At 50.3% G+C, this 14,446-nt stretch carries 13 protein-coding genes; 2 read left to right on the top strand and 11 right to left on the bottom strand.

The window, feature by feature from the left end:
• Nucleotides 1–55: 55 nt before the first annotated feature.
• Entirely contained in the window at nucleotides 56–1,036 is a 981-nt protein-coding gene (locus BN162_RS02095) for a metallophosphoesterase (protein WP_020223406.1), read from the top strand.
• A gap of 54 nt (nucleotides 1,037–1,090) precedes the next feature.
• Here BN162_RS02095 and BN162_RS02090 read toward each other — a convergent pair whose 3' ends face one another.
• From BN162_RS02090 to ltaE, 5 genes are all read right to left on the bottom strand, one after another.
• Nucleotides 1,091–1,588 carry a GNAT family N-acetyltransferase gene (locus BN162_RS02090; protein WP_020223405.1) on the bottom strand — a complete coding sequence of 166 codons (498 nt, stop codon included), beginning with the start codon at nucleotides 1,586–1,588 and terminating at the stop codon, nucleotides 1,091–1,093.
• Between the two features lie 47 nt (nucleotides 1,589–1,635).
• Entirely contained in the window at nucleotides 1,636–2,469 is an 834-nt protein-coding gene (locus BN162_RS02085; RefSeq protein ID WP_020223404.1) for an ADP-ribosylglycohydrolase family protein, read from the bottom strand.
• Between the two features lie 209 nt (nucleotides 2,470–2,678).
• Entirely contained in the window at nucleotides 2,679–4,664 is a 1,986-nt protein-coding gene (locus tag BN162_RS02080) for an alpha/beta hydrolase family protein (RefSeq protein WP_020223403.1), read from the bottom strand.
• A gap of 3 nt (nucleotides 4,665–4,667) precedes the next feature.
• Nucleotides 4,668–5,915 (bottom strand): aminopeptidase P N-terminal domain-containing protein, encoded by a 1,248-nt coding sequence (locus BN162_RS02075; RefSeq protein WP_020223402.1) that lies wholly within the window; start codon nucleotides 5,913–5,915, stop codon nucleotides 4,668–4,670.
• Nucleotides 5,915–6,943, bottom strand: a complete 1,029-nt coding sequence (ltaE, locus tag BN162_RS02070; protein WP_040451333.1) for a low-specificity L-threonine aldolase — start codon at nucleotides 6,941–6,943, stop codon at nucleotides 5,915–5,917. Before ltaE ends, BN162_RS02075 begins: the two co-directional genes overlap by 1 nt.
• A 243-nt stretch (nucleotides 6,944–7,186) precedes the next feature.
• Here ltaE and BN162_RS02065 point away from each other — a divergent pair, with 243 nt between their 5' ends.
• Nucleotides 7,187–8,257: a metallophosphoesterase gene (locus BN162_RS02065; protein ID WP_020223399.1), complete on the top strand. Its 1,071-nt coding sequence runs from the start codon at nucleotides 7,187–7,189 to the stop codon at nucleotides 8,255–8,257.
• 124 nt (nucleotides 8,258–8,381) lie between these two features.
• Here BN162_RS02065 and BN162_RS02060 read toward each other — a convergent pair whose 3' ends face one another.
• The 6 genes from BN162_RS02060 to rnc all read right to left on the bottom strand — a co-directional run bounded on the left by BN162_RS02060 (nucleotide 8,382) and on the right by rnc (nucleotide 14,442).
• On the bottom strand, nucleotides 8,382–9,032 hold the full coding sequence (locus BN162_RS02060) for an HAD family hydrolase (protein ID WP_020223397.1): 651 nt from the start codon (nucleotides 9,030–9,032) through the stop codon (nucleotides 8,382–8,384).
• Between the two features lie 77 nt (nucleotides 9,033–9,109).
• Nucleotides 9,110–10,486 (bottom strand): NADPH-dependent glutamate synthase, encoded by a 1,377-nt coding sequence (gene gltA, locus BN162_RS02055; protein ID WP_020223396.1) that lies wholly within the window; start codon nucleotides 10,484–10,486, stop codon nucleotides 9,110–9,112.
• Between the two features lies 1 nt (nucleotide 10,487).
• Nucleotides 10,488–11,306, bottom strand: coding sequence for a sulfide/dihydroorotate dehydrogenase-like FAD/NAD-binding protein (locus tag BN162_RS02050; protein ID WP_020223395.1), 819 nt, complete (start codon nucleotides 11,304–11,306; stop codon nucleotides 10,488–10,490).
• A gap of 168 nt (nucleotides 11,307–11,474) precedes the next feature.
• On the bottom strand, nucleotides 11,475–12,743 hold the full coding sequence (locus tag BN162_RS02045) for a galactokinase (RefSeq protein WP_020223394.1): 1,269 nt from the start codon (nucleotides 12,741–12,743) through the stop codon (nucleotides 11,475–11,477).
• On the bottom strand, nucleotides 12,740–13,759 hold the full coding sequence (locus tag BN162_RS02040) for an aldose epimerase family protein (protein ID WP_020223393.1): 1,020 nt from the start codon (nucleotides 13,757–13,759) through the stop codon (nucleotides 12,740–12,742). Before BN162_RS02040 ends, BN162_RS02045 begins: the two co-directional genes overlap by 4 nt.
• A gap of 2 nt (nucleotides 13,760–13,761) precedes the next feature.
• Nucleotides 13,762–14,442, bottom strand: coding sequence for a ribonuclease III (rnc, locus tag BN162_RS02035; RefSeq protein WP_020223392.1), 681 nt, complete (start codon nucleotides 14,440–14,442; stop codon nucleotides 13,762–13,764).
• Nucleotides 14,443–14,446 lie beyond the last annotated feature (4 nt).

The raw sequence follows: 14,446 nt of genomic DNA, 5'->3' as shown, positions 1-14,446 counted from the left end.
CGCGATTCTTTTTACCGTAAGCTTATGATAAAATAGAGTGACGAAAGGAGTTCTCATGAAGAAAATCCTGAAAATAATCTTAATCGTGCTGCTTCTGCTTGCCGGAGCAGGCGTACTTTATCTGGACGCCACAGAGATCGCCCCCAAACAGATCCGCATCCGAACGGAAACGATAAGTTCCGAAAAGATTCCGGAAGCCCTCAGCGGACTGCAAATTTTATTTTTCTCCGACGTTCATTATAACGCCTTCGTTGACGAAGTCCGGCTGGAAGCTTTGATTTCCAAAATTGACAGCGTGGGAGCCGATGTGATTTTATTCGGCGGCGATCTGTTTGATCATCCTGCCAACCACTGGCCAGATGATCAGACGATGGATACGCTGAAAGGGGCTTTAACCCAGCTCAAAGCGCCTTTGGGCAAGTTCGCAGTCTTAGGCAACCATGATCTGGAATCCCAAAGCAGCGCAGACATGGTCAGTCATTTATTGTTTGAAGCGGGCTTTGAGGTGCTGAATAACCAATCCGTCAAAATCCGCAATCGGGGAACGCAGTCGATCTCTTTAGTCGGTTTGGAAAGTGAAATGCTGGGCAACCCAAATCCGGAAGCGGCCTATCAGAACATTTCTCCGGACAGCTTTACGATTGCCTTATGCCATACCCCGGATACGGTTTTGCAGCTGCCGCAGGATCAGACCGATCTGATGCTGGCAGGACACAGCCACGGCGGTCAGGTCTATATCCCCTTGTTAGGAACCTTTTATCGGGCTAATTATGCGGAGATTTACTATCGCGGCAAGCACCAGGTCGATGATATTCTCTTAGACATCACCAACGGTACTGGCACTACGCGCATGGATGTGCGTCTGTTCTCCCCGGCCGAAATTGTTGTTTATCGTCTTGTCCATGCCGAACCTGTGCCAAGTGAGGTTCCGGATGAGGATTCCGAGCCGGACAACAACGGGAATTCCACCGAGCAAGATCCGAATGATGCACCCGAAGAACCGCAGGATCAGCCGGAAGAAAACCCCCAGGAATAGCTTGTGACATAACCAAAAGATAAAGAAACGCAGCGAACGGATTTAGCGAACCCGTCAAAGCGTTTCTTTTTTCTTTGGATTGAGTGTAACAGCCATGATCCACTCCTCCGCGTTTTCCTTAACGATCTGAAATCCCAGTTTCTGATAGAGCTGAGCGGCATAATTCGCCTTCTGCACCGATAAGGACACTTGGGAATAACCCGATTCTTGCAGCTGAATCAACAGGGTCTTAAGCAGTTTCGTCCCGATTCCCCTGCCCCGATATTGCTCAAAGACAGCGATCGCCAGCGAAGGCGTTTGTTCGTCAAGATGTCCGTAATCGTTCATGATCCGCGTCCAGGCGCAGCCGACTAAGCCCCCTTCTACTTCTGCGGCCAAAGCAAAGTCGGCTATTCCTGTTCCAAAATTTTCAACATAGACCTGCAGCTCAGGTTCATGGATCACTTCCCGCTCAGGTTTTGGCGTTCCCGGCGGAACAAAAATCGCTTCATAGAGAAAATCTGTTAACTGCGGATATTCATCTTTTCTTAGTTCACGAATTGTCACTTCCATATTTTTTCCTTCTCCTCTTTTCTTCTGCGATTTTTGCTCTATGCGGCTTAAAACAAACAGGATTCAATCAGCTCTTTGCCTCGCAGCTGATCCAGCCATTGTGCCGGAATGCCTTCTATTCCATAAAGAATGCCAGCCAATCCTCCCGCAATGGCTCCGATAGTATCGGTATCCTCCCCCAGATTCACTGCCGTCAGCACTGTTTCGGCAAAGCTATGACTCTGGGCCAAAGACCACAAGGCCGCCTCCAGCGTATCTACAACATATCCGCTGGATCGAATGTCTGCTTCTTTCATTTGAAACAAGTGTCCTAAGCGCTCGAACGGTTCGTTCTCGGATAAGGACAAAATCACTGCTTCCAGACTTTCACCGGCAAGCAGGCACCGGGCACATTGAATGTAAATCTGACAGGCCCGCACGGATATCGCATGACCATGCGTTATCGCAGAGACTTTTTCAATCATCGCCGTATCCGCATTCGTAAAAGCCAGCGGCAGGATCCGCATCAGTGAGCCATTGCCGTTGGACTTAAAATCATCAAAGCCCCGGCCGCGGGACAACGCTTGCCCGGTTGTAAACCCGCAGTCAAACACAATTCCGTCAATCGCATATTTTCCATGAAAGAGCCAATTTTCAAAGGCTTCTTGAATTCTTTCCGGATCGACACGACCTTCGCACATCCGAATTGCATCACAGGTCGCCAACGTCATGCTTGTATCATCTGACCACGTACCTGGCGGCTGATGATGCGTTCCATAGCCGGTCATGGAACTGATATGGAAAGTATGCCGCGGCTGAAATTCTGCCGGTACACCTAAGGCATCCCCAATCGCCAAACCAACAATCGCAGAGCGAAGTTGATCTTTTGTCTGATTGTCCATCCTGACCTCCTTAAAAAGATAAGAAATAACTCAGCTTTAAGAATTAAAAGCCAAAACGGCTTCCATCTATTCTTCTTTGGTTTATTGCTTAGTTTAATTATACGCTATCTTGTATCCATTGACAGATCCTATTTTTGATTTTGCTTTCTGATCAAATTTTAGAAAAACGGCATCCGTGGAAAGGCATGCCGTTTTACTGAAATAAAAGTTTATTTTAAATGGGACTGCATCCAATCGGTGATTTCATTGAGTCTTCTCATCCGATGCAGCGGTTTGCCGGAACGGCTCAGTTCATGATTCTCACCCTTGAAATAGACAAGTTTGGATTCAATACCCAGATCCACCAAGGCTGTATACATCTGCAGACCTTCCGCCATCGGACAGCGATAATCTTCATCCGAATGAATAAACAAGGTCGGCGTCGTGCAGGCACGGGCGTATTTGAGCGGTGAATGTTCCCACAGCTTCTCATTATCATCATAGATGTTGCCGGCCTGCTGATCTGGACCAAAGGTCATGCCGATATCGGAAACGCCGTAGAAGGAAATCCAGTTGGCGATGCTGCGTTGGGAGGCGGCCGCCGCGAAGCGGGAAGTATGGCCGATGATCCAGTTCGTCATAAATCCGCCGTAGCTGCCGCCGGTAACTCCGACGCGCTGCTCATCAATCGCCGGATAGCGCTTGAGCACCTCATCGGTGAAGTCCATGATGTTCTGATAATCGCAGGTTCCGTATTTACCGCGCAGATCAGCGAATTCATTATCCCGGCCATCCGAACCGATCGGATTGCAGAAGAAGACGAAATAGCCTTCATTGGCCCAGACCTGCATTTCATGATAGAACACTTCGCCGTAAACCGTTTTCGGTCCGCCGTGAATGTCCAGAATTGCCGGATATTTCTGAGCCGGATCATAATCCTTCGGCAGCAGCACCCAGCCGTTGATCGTCGTGCCCTCAGAAGCCACGCTGACGCGCTGCGGCACAGCCACATACTTATCTTTTAACGCCGCTTCATTGAAATCTGAAATCTGCGTTGTTGTCTGAGTTTCAAGATCATATTCATAAATCTCCTGCAGCTTCTGACCGATCATGCCCGCGAACAGAATCTTGCCGTCTGCCAAAGCAAAATGATCGATCGAACCGGTCAGTTCAATCACTGGCTTAATGCAGCCGCATTCTCCCATCTTATAGCAATGCGAGCTGTCTTCGCGTGTTGTTAAAAAATACAGAGCCTGATCATCTGCCGCAAAACCGTTGCCGCCGCCATAACGGCAGTCAGAGCCGACAGAAGATCCCATGCTGTACTCATATTCTGCCCACAGCGTGACTTCGCCTGTCGCCGGATCGAGCTTATACAAATACGGGTTTTCGTTGTTGCCATGGCGTGTTGTAGTCGCCGCTGCCAGAGCAATCTGATCCTTGAAGAAACGAGCTTCATGGATTGAATATTCTTTCTTATCGTAAACGCATTTTGTTGTTTTGGTCTTCACGTCATACAGATAGACGGAGGCCTTGCGCTGCGGCCGGCTCGTATATTCCTCACCGGTATACAGAACCTGACCCGCCTTCACATCGACATCGCCGGTCATAAACAACGGCGCGGTGATCGGTGTGCAGGTATTGGCCTGAACGTCGACAACATACAGCGTATTTCTTAATTTATTGGTAAAGCCGCCGCCATTGGCCCAAAACGGAATCTCATCAAAGACTTCATAATCAACATTCTCTTTCTTAGTCTTCATAACCTGTTCACGCTGTTCGTCGCTCATCGCCGCAAAATCACCGATGGCTGCATCCGTACGCGCTTTAACCAGATAAAGATCCGCATCCAGCTTCCAGATTCCGCTCGCTTTTAACGGAACGGAAAAGGCTTTGACCGCTTCCCCGCCGTTTAATGGAATGCGATAATAGGCTGTGTAAGGTTCTCCGGCCTCCACTTTCTTTGCATCCTGACTGTCACGGCTGGCCGCAAACAGGATTGTGTTTTCATCCTCAAAGATAAAGCTGCTTTCCTTATCCATCGCTGTCAGCTGCACAAAACCCTGATCCTTACGGATCCAGATGTTGCTGGTGTAACCGTTGTTTTTCGGATCAGCCTGCCAGACTGTCAGAGCCGCCGCCGTTTTTTCCGGTGATACGGTCAGATTGGATAAAAAGCGGTAGTTGTAAAATTCATCACGTTGAATCTTGTCCATTGTTTATTCCCCCTTATTCATGAACGTTTCAATTTCTTCGGTTGTGTGCGGCAGCTTTTCGCTGAGATTCACAGCCCCGGTTTCGCTTACCAGAATGTCGTCCTCGATGCGGATGCCGATACCTTCTGCTTCCAGATACAGCCCCGGCTCAACCGTAATCACCATGCCGGCCGCTAACGGCAGATTCGCAATATTGACATCGTGAGTATCGAGTCCCAGATGATGCGATACGCTGTGGAAGTAATAATCGCGCACAGTCATGCCCTGCTCCAATAAGCCGATCGCCGCAAGCTGTTCGCCATAAAAGTCGACCAGCACCTGATTGAGTTGCCGCAGCGTGCGGCCTGGCCGAATCGCAGCGATCACCCGCCGCTGACCTTCCAGCACGATATCGTAAATCTGTTTCTGCCGCTGGGTGAAGCGGCCGTTTGCAGGATAGGTTCGCGTGATATCGGCACAATAATGACCGATTGCCCCGCCCAGATCGCACAGAACAAGATCTCCGTCTTCGATCAGCTCGTTGTTGCGGCTGTAATGCAGGATCGTTGCATTCGCGCCGGAAGCACAAATCGTCGGAAACGCATGTTCGCGCACGCCTTGCTTCATTAATGCAAAATCGAAAACACCTTCCAGTTCTGTTTCATTGATGCCCGGGGCGCAATGCCGCATCATCACCTTCACTGCAGTGATTGTCGCTTCCTGTGCCTGACGCATCAAATTCAGTTCATCCTCATCCTTGATCATTCTTAACTGCGCTAAAGCCGCATGCAGATTGACCAAATCCACGCTTGGATAATGCTGCCGGATATGACCGGCAAACTGATGAGCGGCATCATCCGGCTCTTCCCAGCTTTCCTTGGCCAGATCCAGACCGACGCTCATCCGCCGGTTGCCGCGGTTCAGCTTCATCTGACGATGAATGAAATCCAGCATCTCATCTTTAGGATAGACCGCATCGACATCCGCCTGCTGCTGGGCTTCCTCCGGCTTCATCCGGCCGCCGACCCAGCGGGCCTGCAGCGGATCAAACGGTTCGATAAACAGCACGGACTGCACGTGATCCCCGTTTTTAATCAGCGCCAAGGTCATCGCTTCACGATCCAAACCCGTCAGATAGTAGAAATTCCGGTTCACTGAAAACGGATACGCTTCATCCAAAGAGCGCACCGGAGCTTTTCCGGAAAAAAACAAAGCTAGCGAACCCTGCGGCATCGCTTCCATGACCCGGGTTCTGCGTGTTTTATAATCCATTACATTTCCTTTCTGCAGCGTTCAATCGCTGCCGCAATCCGCGGCAAATCCGCGGCTTCAATGCCCCAATGCGTCACCAGCCGATAAATACCGTGATCCGCATCGTTAATCAAAATTCCCTGCTCTTTCAGCGCTTTGACAAACCGCGATGAATCCGCCAAATTCGTTAGCCTGAAAAAGATCATGTTGATATCCAGCTGATCCTGAGCAACCTCCACGCCTTCCAGCGCTTCAAGCTTCTGCGCTAAGGCTTTGGCATTGGCATGATCCTCATCCAAACGCAGGCTCATCTCATTCATGGCAATCAATCCCGCCGCCGCCAGAAAACCGGCCTGCCGCAAGCCACCGCCGATCCGTTTGCGGTTGCGCCGCGCACGGGCGATCATATCCCGACTTCCGCACAGCATCGAACCGACCGGCGCGCATAAGCCTTTCGACAGACAGAATGTGACTGAATCCGCACAGTCCGCCAACGCTTTCACGTCAACGCCTAAGGCCACTGCGGCATTAAACAGCCGTGCGCCATCAAGATGGACGTTCAATCCGGCCGCTTTTGCCTCTGCATAATCCTGCTGCATAAGCGCAAGCGGCACAACTGTGCCGTTGGACAACGCATTTTCCAGACATACCAACGTGGTCGGCGGTTCGTGGATGTCATCGGGGCGGAGCGCCTTGCGAATGTCTTCCGGATAAATCCGATCATCGGCATTGTCAATCGTCCGTCCCATGCATTGACAGATCTGAGCGAGATGACCGACTTCATGCGTAATAATATGGCTGCGCGCCCCTAGGATCACTTCATCGCCACGCTGGGTCTGAGATTGAACGCCGAGCAGATTGCCCATCGTCCCGCTGGAAACAAACAGTGCCGCTTCCTTGCCCAGCCGCTGTGCTGCCTGATGTTCCAGCTCGTTGATCGTCGGATCATCGCCATACACATCGTCGCCGACGACCGCATTGGCGATCGCTTCGCGCATCTGCGGTGTCGGCTGGGTCACCGTATCACTGCGCAAATCGAGTATTTTCATGATTTCAACTCCAATTCTGATCTTCATTATAGAAAAAAATGCCTGGCTTTTAAAGTCTTTTCCCGGGTTTCCTTGACTTCTTGATGATCTTTTTTCAATTTCATCATGAAACATTTTTCAAAAGAGAAATTTCTTTCCATTTCGTTTCTTTTCCTGCAATCCACAAACTTTTTAAAATTCTTTCATTTTTCTGCCGAAGATTTTTCATTTTCTTTGGTATCCTAATTCATAGGAAGTGATAACATGCTGCTCAAATTCATTTTAATCTTGGTTTTAATCGGAATTCTGGCGGGCTTGGTGCTGCAGCAGCGGGTGCTGCAGCGCTGCCGAGTTTCAGAAAAGATCCGCAGACAGATTCAGATTTTCGATTGTTTGGCCTTTTTTGTCCTTATCGCCCGATTTATGCCGCTGCCCTTAGGCTCAACGGAGTTGGTTCAAATACTGGCGCTGGCCTGCCTGATTATGCTTGTGATCTCCACATTGATTCTGGTATTAGTCCAGCGCTGGTGCAGCGGAAAAACTGTCTGGGTACTCGGCTGGCTGCTCTGCAGCGCCCTTTTAAGCGCGGGCGTGGGACTGATCGGCTGGCAGCAGGCCCGTACCCTTGTCGTCCATGAAACACAGCTGACATTAACCTCACAGTTTAACCATGATGATCTGCATTTCACAGTGATCTCTGATCTGCATTTAGGCACCGCGATTCAAGGAAAGCAGATTGATTCACTGATCCGGATCTTAGAGGAAACGCCGGATCAGCCCGTGCTGATATTAGGGGATTTATTTGATGAATACACAACACCCTCCCAGCTGCAGCAGTTCATTGACAAAATCAACCAGTCCCAACTAAAAACAATTTATATGATTGCCGGTAATCATGAATACCATCAGCGTTTTCATGAAGCTTATTTCCAGCAGCTCCAAGCCAGCCGCATTCAGCTGCTGCGCGATCAGAGCATAAGCCTCGGCGAGCATCTCAAGCTGCTGCTGCGGCAGGATCGATCTCAGCCGCGTCAATCTCTTGATGAACTGATTGGCAATTCAAAAGAGGACTGGATTGTTTTAGATCATCAGCCGAAGCTGAAAGAGAAAAACCCGGCTGTGCTACTGCAATTGTCAGGCCATACGCATGCTGGGCAGGTTGTCCCGTTTTCCCTAGCTGTCAGAATAGCCTATCCCTGTGTTGTTGGTCATTGTGATACTTCACCGCAGGCTTTCGTCACCAGCGGAACCGGTACATGGGGCCTGCCGTTTCGCTTGGGAACAGACAGTGAAGTGCTGCGGGTCACACTGCATTTCAAACCGCAGAGTGAATGAAGCGAACTCTTATTTTATTCAAAATTGGCTGCTGCGTTCTGATCAAAGAATGTCAGCGGCCTTTTTCTTTGATCATCTCAAAGCTTCGATTCCGCGCTCAAGTTCTGGATTTTTGCACTTTTCTTTAATCCAGCAATGTTAAAATTTCAGATAAATTCGACATTACAGCGAGGGGATGAAAAACTTGAAATGCTTCGGCGGAAGTCGCGCCTGATAATACCGCTGCAAACAAAGTCTGAGCATTCTGGGCCGTTAGCGCATCCACTAGGCTATCGCCAACATACAGTGTTTTTGACGGTGTACTTGCGAACTGTTCCATCATCTTCAGCACACCTTGCGGATCTGGCTTGGGATTGACAACATCCTCAGCACCTACGATTCCATCAAAGAGCTTGGAAATCTGATTATGACTTAAAATTTGATTGATTCGATAATGATATTTTGTTGAGACAATCCCGATACAAATCTGTCGTGATCGTAATGAAACAAGTAAATTCTGTACCCCTGGATAAAGATTTGTATGCGCGACCATCACCTCATCTGCCTTTTCTTTAAAAAATTGGGCAAATGCTGCGGTTTTCAAGGGGTCATGACAGCCTGTTAGGCACAGAAAAGTCTCCGGCAGAGATAAACCGATAGTAGAACAAACCACTTGCGGTTCTGCAGGAGGGTAAGCCAACTTATTTAAGGCGTAATTGACGCTGATGACAATTCCTGAGCTCGAATCCCCAAGTGTGTAATCAAAATCAAATAGAACTGCTTTGATGTTCTGCATGAATTCTTCTCCATTTTCCTTTATCCTGCAACAAGAAAAGCTGCGTTTGGATAATCCAACGCAGCAAGATCATTTATTTATGCTTTGTTTGGGGTCAGGGCTTTGATGATCGAAGCGGCTGCCCGCTTGCCAGCACCCAGCGCCAGAATAACCGTTGCCGCGCCGCTGACCGCATCACCGCCGGCATAGACGTTTTTCATCGTCGTTTCCTGTTGTTCATCCACGATCAGACAGCCCCGCGGATTTGTCTGCAAGCGCGGTTCACTGCGAACCAGCAGCGGATTGCTGGAGGTTCCTAACGCCATGATCACGCAGTCGCAGACTAAATCCATCATTTCCCCGGTCGGCACCGGTGAGCGGCGTCCGCGTTCATCCGGCTCGCCCAGTTCCATCTTTTCCAGCTTCACGCCTTTCACAAAGCCTTTTTCATCCTTGTAAATTTCAACTGGATTATGCAGTGTCATGAAGGTGATGTCTTCATCCATCGCATGTTCGACTTCTTCTTTCCGGGCCGGCATTTCCGCCAGTGACCGACGATAAACCACGGTTACCTTCTTGCCTAAACGACGGGCGCAGCGAGCCGCATCCATTGCGACATTACCGCCACCGACGACAATCGTATGATTGCTTTGATAATACGGCGTCAGATGATCCTCACGATAGGCCTTCATCAAATTGACGCGCGTCAGCACTTCGTTGGCACTGAATACCCCAGCGGCAGTTTCGCCCGGAATCCCCATGAACTTTGGCAGACCCGCGCCGCTGCCGATGAAGACGGCCTGGAAACCATCCTCTTCTAACTCCTGCATCGTCAAGGTCTTGCCGACGATCACATTGGTTTCAATCGTCACGCCCAACTGCTTGAGCTGGTCGAGCTGTTCGTCAACGATCCGCTTCGGCAGACGGAATTCCGGAATCCCATAACGCAGAACGCCGCCGGCTTCATGCAGCGCTTCATAAATCGTAACCGCAAAGCCTTCCTTGGCCAGATCCGCGGCGCATGCCAAACCCGCCGGACCGGAACCGACAACCGCCACTTTTATTCCATTGGCCTGCGGCTTTTCCGGTACGCTTGGGGTATGATGATCTGCGACATATCGTTCCAGCCGGCCAATCGCCACCGCTTCTCCGCGGATAGCCCGAACGCAGTTCTTTTCACATTGGTTTTCCTGCGGGCAGACACGGCCGCAGATCGACGGGAAGCTATTAGTCTTGGTAATCACACCGTAAGCTTCATCAATATTCCCTGTCTTTAAAGCTTTGATAAAATCGGGAATCATGACCGAAACCGGGCAGCCCGCGGTACATGGATGATTGACGCAATGCAGACAACGCTCTGCTTCATTCATCATCTGTTCCTCGGTATATCCTAGCGCAACTTCATCAAAATTTGTAATCCGCACCAAGCCCTCCTGCAGCGGCATCGGTGTTTTTTCATTCTGCATATTCGGCATCTTATTTCACCTCCTCAAGGTGACAGCGGTGATCTTCCATATAGGTTCGATTGCGCTGCATCAGCTCGTCGAAATCAACCTGATGACCATCAAAATCCGGACCGTCAACACAGGCAAATTTTACTTTGCCGCCCACCGTGACCCGGCATCCTCCGCACATTCCGGTTCCATCAATCATGATCGGATTCAGACTGACCAATGTTTTAATGCCGGCGGCTTCGGTCACCTTGCAGACCATCTTCATCATGATGATCGGGCCAATCGCAATCACCAGATCATATTTCTTTCCCTGATCTAATTTTTCTTTTAACGCGTCGGTAACAAAACCTTGCTTTCCAGTGCTGCCGTCGTCGCTGATCAGCGTGAATTCATCGGCAATCGCCGCCATTTCCTCTTTCAGAATCACCAGCGATTCATCCTTAAAGCCAGCGATCAGATCAACATGCGCACCCCGCTGATGACAAGCTTTCGCACTGGGGTAAGCAATCGCACAGCCGACACCGCCACCGATGACGCAGATATTCTGCGCTCCTTCAAAATCTGTCGCCTGACCTAACGGACCGACCACATCACGGATCTGATCTCCCGTCTTTAGCGCACATAAACGCTTCGTTGATTCCCCGGCAGCCTGCACGATGACCGTGATCGTGCCCGCTTCCGGATCGGAATCGGCAATCGTTAACGGGATCCTTTCTGCTTTTTCGTCCTGATGAAGAATCACAAACTGTCCTGGCTGAACCTTTTTAGCGATCCGTTCTACTTTTAATTTCAGCAGCGTAATCTGTGGGTTCAGGACACGAGCTTCTAAAATATCAACCATATTCTCTCATCCTTTCTGCAATCCCTTTCATAATTTAAGTATATAGCGAAGTATCCCTGAATTCAACAAGTTCAATTAATTTCATTATTCACAATTATCATTTTAACGAAATTGTCTGACTTGGAATTCATTTATCTTGACAAAAGAAAAAGAACCAAACGGTTCTTTCTAAAGCAATCGGACTCCGCCTTCCGGACGGATAGATAAAACATGACAGCTGCCGGCACCGAAGCAATCGTCCATCACCTGCTGATAGGCGTCCAAAAGATCCAGCGGCACAAACGCCTGAATCGTTCCTGCCAAGCCGCCGCCATGAACCCGCCATGCCCCGCGGCCTTTCAGCACCTTTTCCGATAAGGCCAGCGCCAGTGCCAGAGATTGATGACGGATATCGCTTGGACTGGTTACATTCTGCAGATACATGAAGCTGGAATGACCAGATTCGATAACCAGTTCAAAGAATCGGCTGAGATCCTGATCCTTCAAAGCCTGTACCTGCAACGGAACCCGCGCGTCTTCCTCAAAGAAATGAATTGCCCTGAGTAGGGCCCGATCATTTTGAACCTGTGCGCGTACCGCCTGAATATGCTGGTAAAAATCGGCCGGATCCACCTGCCGCAGCACCTCGCAGCCAAAATACGCCGCCACCTGCCGCATTTCCGCCGGCATTAGGCCATATTCATCAGACAGATCCGCATGATCCTGCCGCGTATCGACCAGACACAGCGCGATCTGACTGTGGTTAAAATCAAAATCAACCTGCTCGACAAGAACGTTCTGCGGATCCTTGAAATCGATCGTCACGAAATTGCCGACCGAACACGCCATCTGATCGAGCAGACCGCTTGGCTTGCCGAAATAAACGTTCTCCGCATACTGACCGATCTTGGCAATCTCCTGGGCGGAAACCTGACCGTCATTATATAAATGTGACAAAATCGTTCCGATCAGCACTTCAAAGGCCGCGGATGAAGAAATGCCTGAGCCTTTCAGCACAGTGCTGTTGGACACCGCCTGGAAACCGCCGATTTTATAACCGCGCTGGACGAATCCAGCCAACACACCGCGGATCAGGGCTTCCGATGTATTCTTTTCTTCTGGATGGACAAAAAGATCATCCAACGAAACCGGTTTGATCGCAAAGCCTTCCGAATGAAAAACAACTTCCCCTTCCCGTCTGCCTGCGGCGGCAGCGGCATCCATATTGACGCTGGCGGCCAAAACCCGGCCGTGCTGATGATCGGTATGATTGCCGCCGACCTCCGTGCGTCCCGGGGCAGAAAACAGCGCGCAGTCCTGATCGTTGAACGCTGCCTCATAGGCATCAATAAGCTGGGAGTACCGGTCAATCTGCCGCTCGATCTGAGTCTGGCCATACAGACTGCCAAGCCGCGAACGGTTCTGATTCAGCAAAGCTTTAAGTTCTGTCTTGTTCATGCCTGTTCCTCCTGATCAAATTCAAACGCTGTGCAATGCTCCATCGTTTCACCTGGATGCAGAATGCAGGAAATCTTGGATGGGTCATTGACGCTGTTAGGATAATACTGAGTTTCAAAGCAAACCGCGCAATGCGGCGTATACTGTGCCCCACCGCGGCCGCAGTCACTGTTTAAGAAGTTCGCCGTGTAGACATGCATATCCGGCATATCCGTCAGCACCCGCATCGTCAGCGCGCCTTTGTGCAAACTGGCAACGGGCCGGAATCCGATCCCGTTGAGGACATAGTTATGATCGAGTCCCCCGGCAATTTCCAGCTGACTGTGATGCTGCTTCAGCACCTCGATAATGCATTGGGGTTCACGCAGATCAAAGACCGTGCCTTCGACCTCCATCGTTTCCGGACGCGTACAGCCGTTGGGATCCAGCAGTCCGATTTCATCGGCATCGACCTGAATCCAATGGTTTTTGAGCGACAGTGTTGAACCGCTGAGGGTGAAATAGGCGTGATTGGTCAGTGAGACCGGCGTATCTGCCGTACTTTCGGCCCGCGTTGTGATCGACAGCCGACAGCCGGCTAACGCATAGGTCACCGTCACGGTCAATTCTCCAGGAAAGCCTTCCTCCCCCGCCGGTGAACACAAACTCAGCGTCAGTGTATCCTCGCGCTGTTCGATGACTGTCCACAGCTTTGCGTCAAAGCCCTCCTGACCGCCATGCAGCGTATTGCCCTTATCGTTGCGGTACAATGAATAAACCTGACCGTTCAGCGTAAACTGACCATCCTTAATGCGGTTGGCCACCCGGCCGATCATCGCGCCCATGTATTTGACCGACTGTTGATAGCCACTGACCTCATCAAATCCCAGAACAGCGTCAATCTGCGCGTCTTTCAGCCACAGCGAAACCAGAGTTGCGCCATAATCACTGACGCGCACTCTGAGTTTTTCATTTTCAATTTCCAGCCATTGGGCCGAACGGCCGTCCTGCAGTGTTCCGAAATATCCCTGTTTCATCCTTACAGCACCATCTTTTCAAAAGCATTCTGAGCGGCTTTCTGCTCCGCCTTCTTTTTGGAGTTGCCTTTGCCGGTACCCAGAATAATTCCTTCCAGCTTGACCTGAACTTCAAACTCCGGCTTGTTGGACGGGCCGGTTGTATTAATAACTTCATAGGTTACCGTTTTGCGGGAATCCGACTGAACATATTCCTGCAGCTTGGTTTTATAATCGACGATAATCGGTTCTTCCGGATGACTCAAATGCGGCATGATCACCTCCGTCAGAATGTTGTCAATCGGCGCCATTCCGCCGTCTTCATACAAGGCGCCCAGCATCGCTTCAAACATATCGGCGATGATGGAGTCCCGCTCGCGGCCGCCGGTTTTCTCTTCGCCCACGCCCAGCTTTAAAAACGAATTGAGCTGCAGCTGCCGAGCATAGATCGCCAGCGCTTCCTCACAGACCAACTGCGCCCGAAACGTCGTCATGCGGCCTTCATCCAACGGCGGATCGAGCCGGAATAATTTATCCGATACCCACAGCTGCAGCACCGCGTCGCCCATAAATTCCAGACGTTCGTTATCGTGTTTCAGCTGCTTATGTTCATTGACATACGAGGAATGCACAAAAGCCTGCTCGATCAGACGGCTGTCTTTGCAATGAATTCCTCGTGCTTCAAGCCATTCGCATATTTTCATTTTT

Source organism: Holdemania massiliensis AP2, from assembly GCF_000327285.1.
Lineage (GTDB): Bacteria > Bacillota_I > Bacilli_A > Erysipelotrichales > Erysipelotrichaceae > Holdemania > Holdemania massiliensis.
The sequence above is the reverse complement of the archived record's forward strand: the minus strand, read 5'-3'. Positions and strand labels throughout refer to the sequence as shown.

Excerpts from the sequence above, each read along its gene's own strand:
- BN162_RS02075 (WP_020223402.1), bottom strand. The coding sequence starts at position 5,915 with ATGGATTATAAAACACGCAGAACCCGGGTCATGGAAGCGATGCCGCAG.
- gltA (WP_020223396.1), bottom strand. The coding sequence starts at position 10,486 with ATGCCGAATATGCAGAATGAAAAAACACCGATGCCGCTGCAGGAGGGC.
- BN162_RS02080 (WP_020223403.1), bottom strand. The coding sequence starts at position 4,664 with ATGGACAAGATTCAACGTGATGAATTTTACAACTACCGCTTTTTATCC.
- BN162_RS02050 (WP_020223395.1), bottom strand. The coding sequence starts at position 11,306 with ATGGTTGATATTTTAGAAGCTCGTGTCCTGAACCCACAGATTACGCTG.
- ltaE (WP_040451333.1), bottom strand. The coding sequence starts at position 6,943 with ATGAAAATACTCGATTTGCGCAGTGATACGGTGACCCAGCCGACACCG.
- rnc (WP_020223392.1), bottom strand. The coding sequence starts at position 14,442 with ATGAAAATATGCGAATGGCTTGAAGCACGAGGAATTCATTGCAAAGAC.
- BN162_RS02085 (WP_020223404.1), bottom strand. The coding sequence starts at position 2,469 with ATGGACAATCAGACAAAAGATCAACTTCGCTCTGCGATTGTTGGTTTG.
- BN162_RS02045 (WP_020223394.1), bottom strand. The coding sequence starts at position 12,743 with ATGAACAAGACAGAACTTAAAGCTTTGCTGAATCAGAACCGTTCGCGG.
- BN162_RS02095 (WP_020223406.1), top strand. The coding sequence starts at position 56 with ATGAAGAAAATCCTGAAAATAATCTTAATCGTGCTGCTTCTGCTTGCC.
- BN162_RS02065 (WP_020223399.1), top strand. The coding sequence starts at position 7,187 with ATGCTGCTCAAATTCATTTTAATCTTGGTTTTAATCGGAATTCTGGCG.
- BN162_RS02090 (WP_020223405.1), bottom strand. The coding sequence starts at position 1,588 with ATGGAAGTGACAATTCGTGAACTAAGAAAAGATGAATATCCGCAGTTA.
- BN162_RS02040 (WP_020223393.1), bottom strand. The coding sequence starts at position 13,759 with ATGAAACAGGGATATTTCGGAACACTGCAGGACGGCCGTTCGGCCCAA.
- BN162_RS02060 (WP_020223397.1), bottom strand. The coding sequence starts at position 9,032 with ATGCAGAACATCAAAGCAGTTCTATTTGATTTTGATTACACACTTGGG.